We start from the raw sequence: 17751 nt of genomic DNA, 5'->3' as shown, positions 1-17751 counted from the left end.
TATATCCATAAAAAGGAGGGACTTCATATGTCACTACGTTTCATAACCGGCAGATCAGGTGCTGGGAAAACGACGTTCATTGAGCGGGAGATTGCTGCGGAGTTGCAACGGGATCCGATGGGGGCGCCGGTTATTGTTATTGTGCCTGATCAGATGTCGTTTTCGATGGAGCATAGTTTGTCCGTCAATTTCGGTTTAAAGGGATTGATCCGTGCACAAGTGTTGACGTTCAAGCGGCTGGCTTGGCGTGTGTTGCAGGAGACAGGCGGAATTACGCGCAAGGAAGTGGACGGTTTCGGTTACCGGATGTTGGTCCGAAGTGTGCTTGAGGAGAATCAGGAAGAATTTAAGTTGTTCCGTCAAGCTGCGGGCAAGCGTGGGTTTACGGAACAAATAGGGGATTTAATGAAGGAATTCAGTCGCTATTGCTTGGATCACGAAACGATGGGGAACTTGCATGATGAATTGGCGACAAAGGGGGCACCGCGAACGTTGCTCGATAAAGCGAGCGATTTGTCGCTGTTGTTGACGAAAATCGAGGAGAAGTTAGGAACGACCTATGTGGATAGTGAGGGGCATTTGGCGCTTCTCGCTTCCCAAATTCAACATTCGGACCTGTTGAAAGGTGCCGATGTCTATATCGATGGCTTTGAAAACTTCACGACGCGGGAATACGAAATTATTTCGGAATTGATGAAGCATACGAAGCGCACGACCATCGTGTTGCCAATGGAAGGGGCGCTCACCGGATTTGGGGATCATGAACTGTTTTTCAATCCTGTACGGACATCATTGAAATTACGGGAACTGGCGCGGGCGGAAGCGGTTGAAGTGGAAGAAGATGTGTATTTGTCAGAAGCGCGCCGATTCAAAAATGACGAGCTGCGCCACTTGGAAGCGGAATTCGATCATTATCCCGCGAAAACCTATGTGTCGGAAGGTCATGTTGTATTGATTGAGGCGGCGGATCGGCGGGCGGAAATCCATGCAATTGCACGGGAAATCCGGGCAATGATGATGGAAGGGAAACGGTATAAAGATGTTGCGATTTTGTACCGACAACCGGAAAAATACGATGAATTGATCAACACGATTTTCCCGCAATACGACATCCCTGTATTCATCAGCCAGAAAAAGCCGATGTTGCATCATCCGCTCATCGAGTTTTCCCGTTCGATTTTAGAGGCAGTCACATCGGGCTGGTCATATGAGTCGGTGTTCCGCGCTGTGAAGACGGATCTCTTTTTCCCGCATGGAGAAGATAAGTTGTTATGGCGTGAGCGTGCAGATCGATTGGAAAACTATGTGCTTGCCCATGGCATTTACGGACAGCGTTGGTTCGACGACAGTCGCTGGCGTGTGAAAAAATATCGCGGGCTTGAACTATATTCAGACGTACAAACCGATGAGGAACGGGCGTTAGAGAAAGAATTGCATCAGATGCGTGACGTCATCCGGGAGCCGCTAGCGGAATTTGAAAAGCGCTTAAAACGCTCTAAAACGGGCCGAAATGTGGCGGAAGCGTTGTTCAAGTTTGTGGAAAAGCTGCATGTGTTCGATAAAATCATTGATTTGCGTGCAGAGGAAGAACGTGCCGGCAGATTGCTGAGTGCAACGGAACATGAACAGGCGTGGACGGGCTGGATCAATGTGCTTGATCAGTTCGTGCTCATGTTTGGAGACAAGAATATGAATCCTACCGAAGCGGCACGCATTTTGGATGAAGGGCTTGATACGCTTGAATTTGCGCGTATTCCACCTTCGCTTGACCAAGTGACGGTGTCTACGGTGGAAGTGTCGAGTTTGATGGAAATCGATGCGGTATTCGTACTTGGCGTGAATGATGGCGTGATGCCACAGCGGATGGACAATGAAGGGATCCTCTCAGACGCGGACCGCGAATGGTTTCAAGAAATTGGCTTTGAGCTGGCACCGACATCGAAAATGAAATTGATGGATGAAACATACATGGCCTATCGGGCGTTCACCGCAATGCGTGAAAAGCTGTATGTATCGTATCCGGTTGCCGATGAAGAAGGAAAATCACTTTTGCCTTCCTTATATATCGCGCGTATCCAACAGCTTCTTCCTGGGGTACCGCTGAAACTGGCTGTGACAGATCCATCCGAATTGACATTGGAAGCGGATCCGTTTGATTATATTAGTCATCCTCGCGCAGCGTTGCCGTACATGTCTATGAAGTTGAAAGAAGCGGATCATTCGGGTGTGCTTGATCCGGAATGGCGTGCTGTCATGGCCTATTATGAAGAAGACCCGTACTGGTCTTCCGTGTTCAACCATATCCTTCGTCCGCTCACTGCGGATAGACAGACTGAACGTCTACAACCTGAGTTGACGGCGGGCTTGTATGGTGAATCTTTTGTTTCCAGTGTGTCACGGATCGAATCGTATTACAGCTGCCCGTTCCAGCATTATGCATCGTTCGGACTCGGTCTCCGGGAACGGACAGAATTTACACTGGAAGCGCCAGCTATCGGTGATTTATTCCACGCGGCTTTGAAATGGGTATCCGATGAAACGATGCGGCTCGGGAAAGCATGGGCGGAATTGTCGAAGGAAGACTGTTGGAAAATGGCAAGGCAAGCAGTGGAGGATATTTCTCCGTATTTCTTTAACCGGATATTGTTGTCTACGAACCGTTATGTTTATATTAAACGGAAATTGACGCACATTATCCAGCGGACGATCTATTCGCTCAGTACGCAAGCGAAAGCGACGGTGTTTAAGCCGGTTGCTATTGAAGCCGGATTCGGACCGGGCGAGGAATTGCCACCGCTAGAAATTCCTTTGCGCCGTGGAGATTCGATGAAATTGCGCGGACGGATCGACCGGGTCGATGCGACGGAAATCGGCGGGAAAAATTATGTGCGTGTCGTCGATTACAAATCGTCTGCACGCAGCCTCGATTTAACGGAAGTGTATTATGGCTTGTCCTTGCAAATGATGACTTACTTGGATGTCGCGCTTGAAAATGCAGAAGAATGGCTTGGCATTCACGCAGATCCCGCGGGCGTCTTGTATATGCATGTCCATAATCCGATGATTCGTTCCGGTACAGAATTGACGACAGCGCTACTGGAAGCGGAAATTGCCAAGTCTTACAAAATGCGCGGCTATTTGCTCGACAACCCGGAAGTCGTCATCGGGATGGATGCCGATATCGGAAGGTCCTCCGCAATTGTGCCCGCTTCCCTCAAAACGGATGGGACGTTTGCGAAGACATCCAAAGTGCTGTCTTCCGATGATTTGCAAATGATGCGGTCGTTTGTCCGAACGCGCCATCGGAAAGCGGGGGACGCGATGCTTGCGGGTGATACACGCGTTTATCCGTATAAATTGAAAGACCAGATGCCGTGCCAGTTTTGCCCGTATCGTTCGGTCTGTCAATTTGACCCGACAGACCCGGCATCTAAATTCAGGCCATATGCTGAAATGGCGCCGGAAGCATCACTAGAAAAAATGAGGGAAGAGGTGGCCGAAGATGCACATACCCGTGAAACCTGAAGGGCTGACCTTTACGGATGCCCAGTGGAAAGCCATTTGGGCAAAAGGGAAAGATGTCCTCGTTTCCGCTGCAGCCGGCTCGGGGAAGACGAAAGTGTTAATCACTCGGATGATTGAAAAAGTGTTGGATGAAAAGGATCCGATTGACGTCGATGAACTGCTCGTCGTCACGTTCACCAATGCTTCTGCTGCGGAGATGAGACACCGGATGGCAGAGGCGTTGGAAGAAGCGATCGTCGAAAAACCGGAGTCTGTCCATTTGCGGAGACAACTTAATTTATTGAACAAAGCGCAGATTTCCACTTTGCATTCGTTCTGTTTAAATGTTGTAAAGCAATATGCCTATTTGCTTGATATCGATCCGGGTTTCCGGATTTCAGATAGTACTGAAGCAGCTTTGTTGCGCGATGATACAATTGGAGAAGTGTTGGAAGAAGCGTATAGTGCAGAAAATCCAGAGTCGATGTACCGCTTGGCGGACAGCTTCACGTCGGATCGCAATGATCAGTCCATTGAGACGCTGATCGACCGTTTGTACGATTATTCCAGAGTCCATCCGTCGCCGGAGCAATGGTTGCGCCTCCTTCCTGAACAGTATGAAATCGAAGGAATGACGTCGATTGATGAATTGGCCTTTATTGATCCACTGAAAATGGCCATCCGTCATTCATTGGAGGAGGCCGCCGCGCTAACAAATGATATGAAACGGATTGCATTCATGCCGGACGGACCAGAACCGCTTGCGGCGACAGCGGAAGCAGATTTGATGTGGATCGAGGAAGCCCAACGGCGTATTATGGAAGGCGGCTGGGAAGAGACATACGCTTTTTTCGGCTCGCTAAAATGGGTGAAAGCCGGAACAATCCGGAAAGACTCCTGTGACGAAGAGCTAGCCAAGCGTGCGAAAGCGCTACGTGATGCAGTGAAAAAGATCATCAATACCTTGAAAGAATCTTATTTTACCAGGACGCCAGCTCGTCTGCTTGAAGAAATCCGACTGATGGCACCCGCGATGCATACACTGATCGATCTCGTTGTCGAGTTTGGCAAACGGTATGAACAAGTGAAAATCGATCGGGGTATCGTCGACTTTTCCGATTTGGAACATTATGCGCTACGCATTTTATCCACGGAAGAAGAGGGCGTGCTCACCCCTTCCGATATTGCCATTGACTACCGGAACCGCTTTGCGGAAGTGCTTGTCGATGAATACCAAGATGTCAATTTATTGCAGGAAACAATCATCCAGCTTGTGAAACGCGGCGGGGAAGCGGATGGCAATCTGTTCATGGTCGGGGATGTGAAACAATCGATTTACCGTTTCCGTCTTGCTGAACCGATGTTATTTCTCGGGAAATATAGTCGATTTACAGAGACGGATGGCGAACAAGGGCTGAAAATCGACTTGAACGCCAACTTCCGAAGCCGGAAAGAAGTGCTCGACGCCACGAACTATGTCTTTGCCCAAGTGATGGGTGCCCGTGTCGGCGAAATTGATTATGATGAAGCGGCCGCTTTGAAATACGGGGCCAACTATCCGGAAAAAGCGGTAACAGCGGGATTGACCTTGCTTTATGATGAAGAAGAGGAACAGGACGATGAAGGGGAAAGCTTGAAAAGTTCCCAGGCGGAAGCGCGTTTCATGATTCGAAAAATCCAAGCATTACTCGAGTCCGGAGCCGAGGTGACGGATGCCTTCAGCGATAAAAAACGTCCGATCGAGTACCGGGATATTGTCATTTTGATGCGTTCGATGACATGGTCCGGTGAAATTGCTGAGGAATTCAAGCTGGCCGGGATTCCGGTCTATGCGGAACTCTCACACGGCTATTTTGATGCGCTGGAAGTGATGATCATGTTGAACACCTTGCGTGTCATCGACAATCCTTATCAAGATATTCCGCTCGCATCGGTGTTGCATGCGCCGTTTATCGGTATGACGGAAAATGAACTTGCCCAAGTGCGGCTTACCGCGAAAAATGAGCCATTTTACGAAGCGTTAAAACGATTCTATAAAACCGGTGGTGCAGGAATCGCCAGTCAGACGCAGCAAAAGTTACAACGATTTTTTAACCAGTTTGAGGATTGGCGGAATTTGTCGCGTCGAGGTTCTTTATCCGAACTGATTTGGCAAGTGTATGCCGATACCCATTATTATGAAATGGTCGGTGCGATGCCAAACGGCAAACAGCGCCAGGCTAATTTACGTGCACTTCATGACCGGGCGATCGATTATGAAAAGACCTCGTTCCGCGGTTTGTTCCGTTTCCTTCGTTTTGTTGATCGGATGCGTAGAAGAGGTGACGACTTAGGGGCGGCACGCTCGCTTAGTGAAAAGGAAAACGTTGTGCGGATCATGACGATCCATTCATCGAAAGGGCTTGAATTTCCATATGTGTTCATCGCAGGGGCGGGGAGGAAATTCAATAAAATGGATTTCAACGAACCGTATTTATTCGACCAGCATTTCGGGCTCGCCGTGAAAGCAATTGATCCCGACAACCGGATTATGTATACGTCCTTGCCGTTTCTCGCGATGAAAGAAAAGAAAGAATTGGAGATGCGTGCGGAAGAAATGCGGGTATTGTACGTGGCGATGACGCGGGCTAAAGAGCATTTGGAAATCATTGCTTCTGTTAAAGATATTGAAAAAACAATTGTCAAATGGCAAGATGCGCAATTGATCGAACCGGGTCAAATGTTGCAGGAATATACGCGTTCACGCGCGAACGGCTATATGGATTGGATAGGTCCTGCGATTGCAAGACATGCCGATTTCGACAAATTTGGGGTCATTCCGAGTGGTCAACTGGTAGATGATTCTTCCAAATGGCAAATCGATGCGTTACCGCTGTCCGCATTGACTGGACCTGTGAATGAGGCTGATGATGCAACAGAACCCCCTGCCGAAGTGCAACTGATTGAAAAAGCGGATGATGCGATACTTAAGGAAGTGCAACGGCGCTTCGATGCACGTTATCCATTCCAAGCTTCTGTGGCGAAACGGTCGAAACAGACGGTCAGTGAGTTGAAGCGGGTTGCCCTTTTGGAGTTGCAAGCGGATGAAGATCCTTTTCTCAATAAAAGTCTGGAAGTGAGCAACGCTTATTTACATGATCGGCCTGCATTCATGCAATCGAAGGCGTTATCGGCAGCGGAAATCGGAACGGCGATGCATACAATCATGCAGCACATCGACATCCGACAGGAAAACGATGCTGTTAAAGTAGCTGAATGTGTCAAAGAGTTGACAGCGCGCCAACTGCTGACGATGGAGGAAGCGGAAATGGTGGATACGAATGCCATCGCTCACTTCTTCGGATCGTCGATTGCAAAACGGCTCGTGGAGTCGGAGCAAGTGATGCGGGAATTGCCCTTTACGTACGCGTATGACGGAGCCGATGGAGACCATCAAATTTTACAAGGGATAGCGGATTGTTTATTCAAAGAACCGGATGGCTGGGTCTTGCTCGATTATAAAACAGATCGGATACAAGGACGATTTGATGATGATGAGGCGATCGATGCGGAAATGCATAAGCGCTATGGGATCCAGTTGAATTTATATAGAACGGCGATTGAAGAAATCGTAGGCATTGATATTAAAGAGATGGTCCTGTATTTATTTGATGGAAGCAGGACTGTAAGGATTCAGGAGGAATGAGATTGAAATTTACACCGACGACACTTGGGAATCGAGTGGAGGCACTGGATTTACTACGTGGGATTGCTCTACTCGGCATTTTCATTGCCAATATGCTGCTATTCCATTCGCCGTATTTGTATATCGACCCTTATTCATGGTTTAGCACGCCAAGTGATGTAGCGACGTATAAGTGGATCAATATTTTTGTGGAAGCGAGTTTTTATCCAATATTCGCCATGCTGTTCGGGTATGGATTGAATATGCAATATGAAAAGGCGATAGCGAATAAGACGTCATTTGCCCCCGTCATGGCACGTCGTTTAAGTATTTTACTCGGATTCGGTGTGCTGCATGCGGTTTTCATATGGTCGGGAGACATTTTATTCACGTATGCATTGATGGGCTTTATTATGATTGCGTTTGTCAGAATTCCGAAGAAGTGGGTATTACCGATTGCCGCTGTCATTTACATTATCCCATGTGGACTTATGGCCGCCGCGACTTACTTCCTAGGAAAACTGAGTTCGAGTGCGGGCTTGGAAGAGTATGCGGACATTCATCAAATTGAATTGTCGATCAGTGCCTATGCGCATGGCACCTATGCAGAAATTTTAAGTTATCGTTTTTTTGAATGGCTGCTGATGGGACTTGTTTCAACATTGACTGGCTTCTTTATCGTTCTGCCGATCATTTTATTCGGTGCGGGTCTATCGAAATGGAAAGTGATTGAACGTGCTTCGGAATGGAAAGGCCGTATTGCGGTCGTAACTGTGATTGCACTGGCAGCGGGCTTTTGGCTGAAATCGATCCCTTACGCTGGTCAACCTGGACTGGATACGAAGCTCTTACAGCAATTATTCGGTGGACCGATCTTAGCGGTTGGCTATGTCGGACTGATTCTTCTATTGTTTCAAATTCCGCTGTTCCGTAAAATCCTACGCCCTGTTTCGAAAGCTGGTCGTATGTCGCTGACGACTTATATTACGCAATCGATTGTGGCAACGCTCATTTTCTATAGTTATGGATTGGGCATGTATGGCAAAGTGGATTTGGTCACGGGAACTTGGATCGCTGTCGGTGTATTCACCATCCAAGTCATCTTTGCGGAAGTATGGTTGACGAAGTTTAAGATGGGTCCTCTGGAATGGCTATGGCGAAAAGGGACATACGGAAAGAATTTGACGGATAAAGAGGAAAAGAGTAGTCCAGTAGCGAAATAAAGAGGAAAGAGAAATTCATTAAAGAAGGGTTGGGCTATCAGATGAAATTATTATCGTTCCGTTATGAGGATCGAACGAAATTCGGTCCGAAAGTGAAAAGGGAGGATGCCGTATGGGACGTACTATCCATCGCGGAAGAATATGGCGTCGCGGACTTCCCGCAAACGATTACGGAAGGTATTTCATTGGGATTGGATTTTGTAGAAAAAGTGAGGGCGATTGTCGAACAAGCATTGCAGGATGACAATCCGAATCGTTTCAAATATGCATTTACAGAAATCGAATGGCTTGCACCGATTCCGAGAACGCCTAAAAACGTCCTCTGTGTCGGCAAGAACTATGCAGATCATGTAAAGGAAATGGGCTCGGATACACCGCCTGAAAAATTGGTCGTCTTTACGAAATCCCCTTTATCGATTGCTGCAGACGAAGAAGTTTTGCCGATCCATGCAGATGTGACGGAGAATCTCGATTATGAAGGAGAACTTGCGATTGTCATCAGCAAAGGGGGACGACATATCCCGAAACAACTTGCTTATGACTATATATTCGGTTATACCATCGCCAATGATGTTTCGGCACGTGATATCCAAATGGATCATGTCCAATATTTCCTCGGCAAGACGTTAGATAAATCCTGTCCGATGGGACCGTATATCGTCACGAAAGATGAAATTCCCAACCCGCATAATCTGTCGATTGTCACTAAAGTGAATGATGAAGTACGTCAAAATGGCAATACAGGTGAAATGATTTTCAAAATCGATGAACTGATTGCAGAAATTTCAAAGTATGCGACACTTGAGCCGGGCGATGTCATTTTAACGGGAACGCCAGCCGGTGTCGGTAAAGGGATGACGCCTCCTTCCTTCTTGAGAAAAGGGGATACAGTGAAAATTTCGATCGAAGGGATCGGTACTCTCGTGAATCAGTTCAACTAAACCGCTTGGGAAGTGTATTCACTTCCGCACAATTCCAGAGTATGTTACGATTACGAAGTAATCATAATGAATGAGGTGACGGTTTTGGACGCATTAGCTAGCTCGACCCATTTTCATATTTTCACATGGGTTGTCGGAATAGTTTTATTCCTTGTCGCTGCAGTAATGGCGAATGGTACAAAAGGTAGGAAAATCACACATATGATTGCACGTCTATTCTATGTGTTGATTGTGATTTCGGGTGCATTGTTATTCTTCAAATATTCAAGTGCTGATGCGGCACTTTACGGTGTGAAATTCCTGCTTGGTCTGCTGACGATCGGTATGATGGAAATGGTACTGGTACGCGCGGATAAAGGGAAGAGCATATCAGGTGTATGGATTCTATTTTTTGTTTTCCTCTTTGCAACGATGTACCTCGGATTTAAATTGCCGGTCAACATCAGTTGGTTTGCCTAAATTGAATAGGGAGTTAGAGGAAGGGGAGGGAACCGATGATGGGATGGCTGTTTTTATCAGTTCTTTTGCTACTCATGCTGCTGTTTGCCGTTTCCGTCTTCCTCTTCTCTCGTAACAAGAAAACAGAAATTGAAGATGAAGAATAGAATTGTGAGTGGAGCGTCTACTGGTTTTGATCAGTAGACGTTTTTTGTTTTGTGTTAACTTGATTCAGCAGCAGTCCCCCATTTCCATAAGTGGCGGGATGAATGCCAGAATGCACTTTAATCAGAGGGAGTCTAAACTCCCTGCTGATTCAAGTTAAGCCTCCGGCGGATGTCACAGATTTTGAAAGGAGTTAATTGCGCAAGCGCAATTCAAAATCTGGACGCAATTACGCCAAGGCGTAATTGATAAATATGGACTCTACTAGAACACGGCAATTCACAAAATTGACCTATTTGTGAAGGGGGCGGTTTGTTTTCTGCGGAAAGCATGGCGGTTGTACGATTGGTTTGGTAAAATGACGGATGATAGCTTGTACGGAGGAGGCTTTTTTTGTGAAGGTGAATCGATGGGTTGGATTACTTATAACAATTGTTGTATTAGGCTCGACGCTACTTCCAGCTGGTGTTTTTGCGGAAGGGAAGCGGACGATTGACGACGAAACTATATATGATTTGCTTGTGGACCGTTACAATAACGGAAGTGGCGAGAATGATATCGGGGTCGATTCGCGGGATTTGACTGCATTCAACGGTGGCGATTTTAACGGAATTGTTGATCGATTGACGCATATAACAGACATGGGCTTTACGATGGTTTCGCTAGGACCTGTGTTTGAAAGCGAGTCATATGATGGGAAAAAAGTGTTGAATTATGCAAAACTGGAGCCTCATTTCGGCACAGATGAAGAGTTCGTCAATATGCTCGACGCTTTACATGCAAAGGATTTAGCCGTCATTGCAGATTTTCCGCTTGGCGGGGTAAGTGAACATCACGTATGGGTACAAGAAGGGCTCTTGAAATTTACACCGGATACGGACGGAACGATTGATTGGGATGCTTCGGATGTTGCTACGCAACAAGCATTGCGAGATGCCGTTGTGAAATTCATGGAAACCTACTCATTGGACGGCATCCGTCTAACAGAAATTGGTGCATACGATATAGCTTTTTTGAATGATCTTATTGAAGCGGTCAAAACGGTGAATCCGGATGCTTATGTCATCACCAATGAGATGAGTGGTGCGAATTTTGATGCCTCGCCAGACTTCGACAAAATGAATGCCTTGCGCAGCTCTTTTGTTCGGTTTGATGCGGATACTTCGTCCTTATCATTGTTCACAAATGACAGTAGGGGGCAATTGATTCAATTTGATGAATTGACGGGCCCTCGTTATACATATGATATTGTGGAAGAGAGAATGTTTCCACCGACTCGTTGGAAATTGGCGGCAGCCGCTTTGTTTTCATTGCCTGGAACACCGATTATGACTTATGGAACGGAAATCGCTGTAAATGGGGAAGCACCGCCGGAAAGTCATCAGTTGCTGAATTTTAAAACGGATGCGGAATTGAAAGACTATATTAGTGACTTGAATACATTGCGCAACCAGTCCGAAACTTTTCGGAACGGGGATTTCGAAATGTTGCATAATGAAAATGGGTTTACGGTCTTTAAACTATCATCAGATGAAGAGACATGGATCGTCGCGTTGAATAATACGACGAAAACGGCAAGTCTAGAAATTCCAAAAGAAGTCATCGGCGAGAATAAGCTCTTGCGTGGCGTGCTTGATGGGGATTTGGCCCGTGAAGGGAAAGATGGCGTATTCCGTATTGTATTGGAACGTGAACTTGCGGAAATTTATTTTGCGGATGAAGATAAAGGCTTTAACATACCTTATTTGATCGCATCGATCATGGTGTATGTGCTGTTTTTCGGATTTTTATTCCTAATCTTCCGTAAAGCGAAATTGGCGAAGAAAGCAAAAGCGAATCAATAAGAAGGTATACCTAATTGAAAAGAGTGTAGACAGAACAATTTGTCTACACTCTTTTTTTGTTGTTATTCGACGAATTGAACTTGTTGTAATTGGTAAATTCCTGACGTATCGACGGAAAAACCGGTGATTTGGTTGCTAATCCCAGTGAGGTATTCTTGGTGATGGATGTATACCATTGGTGCATCTTCAATGAGCTGTTCTTGGATGCTGTAGTAAATTTTGATGCGCTCGTCCAGGTTTGTTTCGCGGCGACCTTCATCCAGTAGTTTGTCGACTTCTGCATTTTCATAGAAGGAACGGTTTCCTGGATTTCCTTTTTGAGACGAGTGGAATAGCGCATACATGCCGTAGTCTGCATCGCCCGTTGGCGTCGACCAGCCTAGAATATACATGTCATGTTCGCCTTTTGCGGTTTTTTCAAGGTACGTACCGAACTCCAGTTGTTCAATTTCAACATCGATATTCAGTTCTTTCAAGCTCGCTTGCAGAAGGACGGCGATATCGACACGTTGTGGGTTGTCATTCGTCCAGATCTTTGTTTTGAAACCATCTGCGTAGCCTGCTTCTGCAAGCAATTTTTTCGCTTCTTTCGGATTGAACTCGATTGGGTGTGCATCCTCGTTATAGCCGAAGACGCCAGGTGCTAGTGGTCCTTTCGCCGGAATGCCGAAACCTTCAAAAACGCCATCAATGATATCTGTTTTATTGACCATCATTGAAATGGCTTTACGGACACGGACATCATCAAAAGGTGCTTTTTCTGTATTGAAGCCGATATAAGAAAGGCTGGATGATGCTTTTTGGTTGACTGAGCCGTAATCACTGTTATTGATGCCGGCCACTTCAATCGGTTGCACATATTCAGCGATTTGAGCGAATCCGCGCTCAAGATCCGCATTTCGTGTAGCACTCTCTGAGATTACTTTGAAAGTGACCGTATCAACATGCGCTTTGTCGCCCCAATAGTCATCGTTTTTCTCGAGTTTAATTTCGTTCCCTGGTGTCCAGCTTACGAATTTAAAGAAACCTGTTCCGACCGGTGCTGCAGAAATGACAGAGCCTGCTTTTTTGCCGTTTTCAATTGCTGCGTAATCTGCTTCAATCGATTTCGGACTGATGATGCTTCCCCCGTTATGGGAAAGATGGGCAAGAAGCGGCGCGAACGGGTACTCTGTTTTGATGCGTACTTTATAGTCATCTACGACTTCAATGTCTGTTACCATTTCAAAAAGGAAATAACGCGGAGAAGCGACTTTCGAATCACGGATACGGTCAAGGGATGCTTTTACCGCGTCAGCATTAAAGTCTTCACCGTCATGGAATTTGATCCCTTGACGTAAAGTGAATTCATATGTTGTATCGTCAATTAATTCCCATTTTTCAGCAAGTCCCGGAATAATGTTGTTCTCGTCATCTCGCTTGACAAGTGTTTCATAAATATTAGCTTGTACAACGGATGATGGCACATCATTGGAAGCACCCGGATCGAGTGAAGATGCTTCAGAATGGACAGCGAATACAAGATCGCCTCCTTCGACTGGATTTCCGGTAGCCCCTTCGTTAGTTGTTCCATTGTCCTCATTGTCATTGGTTCCATTATTGTCCGACTCGTTACTTGAACCGCCTGCACACGCGGCAAGCACAAGTGTAAGCGCTAACAATAATAGGCAGAGCCATTTGATATTACTCGTTTTTTTCATATCTTTCAAACCCCTCCCATATGAGTAATCACCTGTTCATCTAGTCTGAACGGGTATTTGCAATATAGCATAGAAAAATGATTCAGACAATAAAATGCTTGATTTATTCATAGATATATGAAAGGAAAGTCCCCTTAGAGCGCCAAATAACCTTATGTTTTTCAGTATAAGTTTATTTGTGGGAGACGGAAAATTCGTAGTTTTGGGAGAATTGAATTAGTATATCAGCAAAGAGAATTTCATGTTATGCTACTTTTAATAACATTTAAAAAATAGTCGAATGGGACTTGTTTAAGAGAGGGTGTACGAGATTATGTCAGAAAAAGTGGTCGGAACGATCAACCAACCAAAACGGTCAAGCCCAAAATTTGATCAACTAAAAACTACATGGAAAAGACTTAGAAAGAATAAAGCGGCTGTCGTCGGTGGATTTTTCATTTTATTATTTATCTTCGTATCCATTGTAGGTCCAGAGTTAACGACGCAAGACCCGAACAAAGTGAATATAATCAATAAGCTGCAAGTACCGTCCGCGGAACATTGGTTTGGTACGGATAACTATGGTAGGGATATTTTCACCCGGATTATTCACGGGATGGAATTGACTTTACGTGTCGGATTTCTTTCCGTAACAATTGGTGGTGTGATCGGTGTAATCTTGGGCATCGTTTCCGGTTACTACGGTGGAAAAATCGATACGATCATTATGCGTGTGATGGACGTCTTGCTAGCCTTTCCAGGGATACTTCTCGCACTCGCCATTGTCAGCGTACTTGGTGGAAGTTTAAATAATGTCATTATCGCAGTTGCGGTTTTCTCGATTCCTGCTTTTGCAAGGATTGTGAGAGGTTCGACGCTGTCGGTAAGGAAGTTGGAGTATATCGATGCGATGAAAGCGCTTGGCGCCTCTGATTTCAGAATTATTTTCAAACATATTCTTCCGAATGTCATGTCACCGATCATCGTTCAAGCTACTTTACGGATTGCGACGGCTGTCTTGACCGCGAGCGGATTGTCATTCCTCGGTTTGGGTGCTCAACCGCCCACACCTGAGTGGGGTGCGATGTTAAGTGAGGGGCGAGCGTTTATGACTGAACATCCGCACGTCATTCTGTTTCCTGGGATGATGATTGTCATTGTCGTATTGGCATTTAATATTTTTGGAGACGGATTGCGAGACGCACTTGATCCGAAAATGAATAGAAGATAGGGGGGAATCGACATGGTTACATATATAATTAGACGCCTATTGCAAACGATACCTGTATTGATCGGTGTCTCGATTTTAGTATTTTCATTGATGCACCTGATACCAGGGGATGCGGCACAAATTATGGCCGGAGAAGCGGCTTCGGAAGAAACGGTTGAACAGATTCGAGAAAAGCTAGGCTTGAACGAGCCACTATACGTTCAGTATTTCACTTATATATCGAACGCTGTGCAAGGTGATCTTGGGTATTCTGTCCGCAGTGGAAGGGCGGTCATGGATGAAATAAAAGTCAGGTTCTGGGTCACTGCGGAACTTGCCTTTTACGCGACCTTGTTGGCTGTATTTATCGGTTTGATTGCAGGGATCATTTCAGCAGTACGTCATTATACAGTTGCCGATGTGTCCATCATGATTATTGCTCTTTTTGGACTTTCCATGCCGAACTTCTGGATGGGACTTGTGTTGATCGACTGGTTTGCCATTGGGGGCGATTGGCTACCGGATTGGATGAAAATGAGACCATCTGGATGGGGAGATAGTTGGAGACAGGTCATACTTCCCGTTGTGACCCTCGGAACAGGCGGAGCAGCGATCATTGCGAGGATGACTCGTTCTTCCATGCTTGAAGTTATCGGACAGGATTATATCCGGACTGCGCGAGCAAAAGGTCTAAGTGATCGCATTGTTACGTACCGCCATGCGTTGAAAAATGCGTTGATACCTGTTATTACAGTTGTCGGGTTAGAATTTGGTGCGTTTCTGGGTGGTGCTGTGATCACGGAAACGATCTTTGCCATTAACGGAATGGGAAGATTGACGATCCAAGCGATTCAAACGAGAGACTTCCCAATCGTACAAGGAACGGTTCTTGTCATCTCACTCCTGTTTGTTTTTGTGAACTTACTCGTGGATATTTCCTACCGCATGTTGAATAAACGGATCGATTTGAACTGACTTGAATTGTGATGGACACCATGAATCAAAATGGAGGTTTTTATCATGGATACAGCTATATTGGAAGTGCGTGATTTACGTACATCCTTTTTTACAGATGACGGAGAAGTGAAAGCCGTAGATGGTGTTAGTTTTGTCGTGCCGCAAGGGAAGACCATTGGAATTGTAGGGGAATCCGGATCTGGGAAAAGTATCACTTCGTTGTCGATTCTTCAACTGCTTGCCAGTTCGGGAAAAATTGTTGGCGGTAAAGTGCTGTTCAAAGGGAAAAACTTGATCGATTATTCAGATCGGGAGATGAGAGAGATACGCGGCAATGCCATTTCGATGATCTTCCAAGAGCCGATGACGTCACTAAATCCGGTATTTACAGTCGGTCAGCAAATTAGCGAATCTCTCATTAAGCACAAAAGATTACCTAAACGTGAAGCGATGGCAAGGTCGGTGGAATTGCTGAAACTTGTCGGAATCCCTTCACCAGAACGCCGTGTGAAAAACTATCCGTATGAGCTGTCTGGAGGAATGCGCCAGCGGGTCATGATTGCAATGGCACTCGCCTGTGATCCGGAAATCCTGATCGCGGATGAGCCGACAACGGCATTAGACGTGACAATCCAAGCCCAAATCTTGACGTTGATCAAAGATTTGCAAAGTCGTCTTGGTATGTCAGTCATCTTTATCACACATGACTTAGGTGTTGTAGCCGAGACTTGCGATTATGTAGCCGTGATGTATGCAGGGCAAATTGTCGAATATGCAGATGTACGGACATTGTTTGCAAAGCCGAATCATCCTTACACAGTCGGACTTTTGAATTCATTGCCACGTCATGATATTGACCAAGATAAGCTCGTACCGATCAAGGGAAATGTACCGAATGTGCATGAAATGCCAATCGGTTGCCGTTTTTCACCGCGTTGTCCTGCAGCGACAGACTTATGCCGGACCGAGCTGCCGGAACTCATGCATGCTGGAAATCGAAACGAAGTCCGTTGTTGGATCTATTCAGACAAATGGGACGGAGAGACGGAGGTGGACGTCTATGGCGAAAAAAGAATTGCTAAAGGTTGATGGATTGAAACAATACTTCCCCATTAAAGGTGGAATTTTAGGGCGCACAGTCAATCATGTCAAAGCAGTTGACGATATTAGTTTTACGATCTATGAAGGGGAGACAGTCAGTATTGTCGGGGAGTCCGGATGTGGGAAATCGACAACTGGACGGGCTATTTTAAGGCTTGAAGAACCGACAGAAGGCAAAGTGACGTTCAATGATACCGAATTGACAGGCATTTCGAAGCGGGAAATGCGGAAGCATCGGAAAGATTTACAAATCATTTTCCAAGATCCATACGCCTCCATCAACCCAAGACAGACGGTATCGAATATTTTAATGGAAGCGATGACGATTCAAAAATCGTACCCTCGGAAAGAACGCCGGAAACGGACCATTGAATTATTGCAAACGGTCGGCTTGAATGAATACCAAGCAGATCGTTATCCACATGAATTTTCGGGAGGGCAAAGGCAAAGAATCGGAATTGCCCGAGCATTATCCGTGAATCCGAAACTGATCATTTGTGATGAGGCTGTATCAGCATTGGATGTATCCATCCAAGCACAAGTGTTGAATTTATTGGAAGATTTGCAGGAAGCGTACAATTTGACCTATCTATTTATCTCCCATGATTTAGGGGTTGTTCGGCATATTTCAGATCGTGTCATCGTCATGTATCTTGGAAAAATTGTTGAGATTGGTGACAAACTTTCGATTTTCGATCATCCGAAACATCCTTATACGAAGGCACTTTTGTCAGCGATCCCTGTACCTGATCCGACACGTGAAAAAATACATATTCCATTGAGGGGAGATGTACCGTCGCCGATCGACCCGCCAAAAGGATGTCGTTTCCATACGCGATGCCCATTTGCGCAGGATAAATGCAGACAGGAAGAACCGTTGCTTCAGACATATGTATCCATGGGGGAAGATCATCAAGCGGCTTGTCATTTTGTTGAGGAGATTGAGAGAGGACAATTGAAGCCGAAAGATTATCGTTCTGTAATGGTGTGACATCAAAGAAAAAGCCTTCATGTAGCTCAGTACA

Annotated in this window: 11 protein-coding genes; 10 read left to right on the top strand and 1 reads right to left on the bottom strand. The window is 45.8% G+C overall.

Annotated elements, in window-relative coordinates:
- Positions 1-27 precede the first annotated feature (27 nt).
- From addB to ACFPRA_RS07235, 6 genes are all read left to right on the top strand, one after another.
- Positions 28-3525: a helicase-exonuclease AddAB subunit AddB gene (gene addB / locus ACFPRA_RS07260; protein ID WP_381432172.1), complete on the top strand. Its 3498-nt coding sequence runs from the start codon at positions 28-30 to the stop codon at positions 3523-3525.
- Positions 3503-7189 (top strand): helicase-exonuclease AddAB subunit AddA, encoded by a 3687-nt coding sequence (gene addA / locus ACFPRA_RS07255; RefSeq protein WP_381432169.1) that lies wholly within the window; start codon positions 3503-3505, stop codon positions 7187-7189. The genes addB and addA overlap by 23 nt, the downstream gene beginning before the upstream one ends.
- A 2-nt stretch (positions 7190-7191) precedes the next feature.
- Positions 7192-8391: a DUF418 domain-containing protein gene (locus ACFPRA_RS07250; RefSeq protein WP_381432167.1), complete on the top strand. Its 1200-nt coding sequence runs from the start codon at positions 7192-7194 to the stop codon at positions 8389-8391.
- 41 nt (positions 8392-8432) lie between these two features.
- Positions 8433-9332 (top strand): fumarylacetoacetate hydrolase family protein, encoded by a 900-nt coding sequence (locus tag ACFPRA_RS07245; protein WP_381432165.1) that lies wholly within the window; start codon positions 8433-8435, stop codon positions 9330-9332.
- 66 nt (positions 9333-9398) lie between these two features.
- Complete coding sequence (locus ACFPRA_RS07240) at positions 9399-9791, top strand: YisL family protein (protein WP_381432163.1); 393 nt, start codon at positions 9399-9401, stop codon at positions 9789-9791.
- Positions 9792-10330: 539 nt separating this feature from the next.
- Positions 10331-11779, top strand: coding sequence for an alpha-amylase family glycosyl hydrolase (locus ACFPRA_RS07235; protein ID WP_381432161.1), 1449 nt, complete (start codon positions 10331-10333; stop codon positions 11777-11779).
- 62 nt (positions 11780-11841) lie between these two features.
- Here ACFPRA_RS07235 and ACFPRA_RS07230 read toward each other — a convergent pair whose 3' ends face one another.
- Positions 11842-13479: a glutathione ABC transporter substrate-binding protein gene (locus ACFPRA_RS07230; protein WP_381432159.1), complete on the bottom strand. Its 1638-nt coding sequence runs from the start codon at positions 13477-13479 to the stop codon at positions 11842-11844.
- Positions 13480-13792: 313 nt separating this feature from the next.
- Here ACFPRA_RS07230 and nikC point away from each other — a divergent pair, with 313 nt between their 5' ends.
- Genes nikC through ACFPRA_RS07210 form a run of 4 tightly spaced genes read left to right on the top strand, consistent with a single transcriptional unit; the run spans position 13793 to position 17717 of the window.
- Positions 13793-14689, top strand: a complete 897-nt coding sequence (gene nikC, locus ACFPRA_RS07225; protein WP_381432157.1) for a nickel transporter permease — start codon at positions 13793-13795, stop codon at positions 14687-14689.
- A gap of 12 nt (positions 14690-14701) precedes the next feature.
- Positions 14702-15643: an ABC transporter permease gene (locus ACFPRA_RS07220; RefSeq protein ID WP_381432155.1), complete on the top strand. Its 942-nt coding sequence runs from the start codon at positions 14702-14704 to the stop codon at positions 15641-15643.
- A gap of 45 nt (positions 15644-15688) precedes the next feature.
- Positions 15689-16714, top strand: coding sequence for an ABC transporter ATP-binding protein (locus tag ACFPRA_RS07215; RefSeq protein ID WP_381432153.1), 1026 nt, complete (start codon positions 15689-15691; stop codon positions 16712-16714).
- On the top strand, positions 16686-17717 hold the full coding sequence (locus ACFPRA_RS07210; protein WP_381432151.1) for an ABC transporter ATP-binding protein: 1032 nt from the start codon (positions 16686-16688) through the stop codon (positions 17715-17717). Before ACFPRA_RS07215 ends, ACFPRA_RS07210 begins: the two co-directional genes overlap by 29 nt.
- Positions 17718-17751 lie beyond the last annotated feature (34 nt).

It is taken from the genome of Sporosarcina soli (assembly GCF_042655805.1).
Taxonomy (GTDB): domain Bacteria; phylum Bacillota; class Bacilli; order Bacillales_A; family Planococcaceae; genus Sporosarcina; species Sporosarcina soli.
This window is presented reverse-complemented; position numbering and strand designations above follow the sequence as displayed.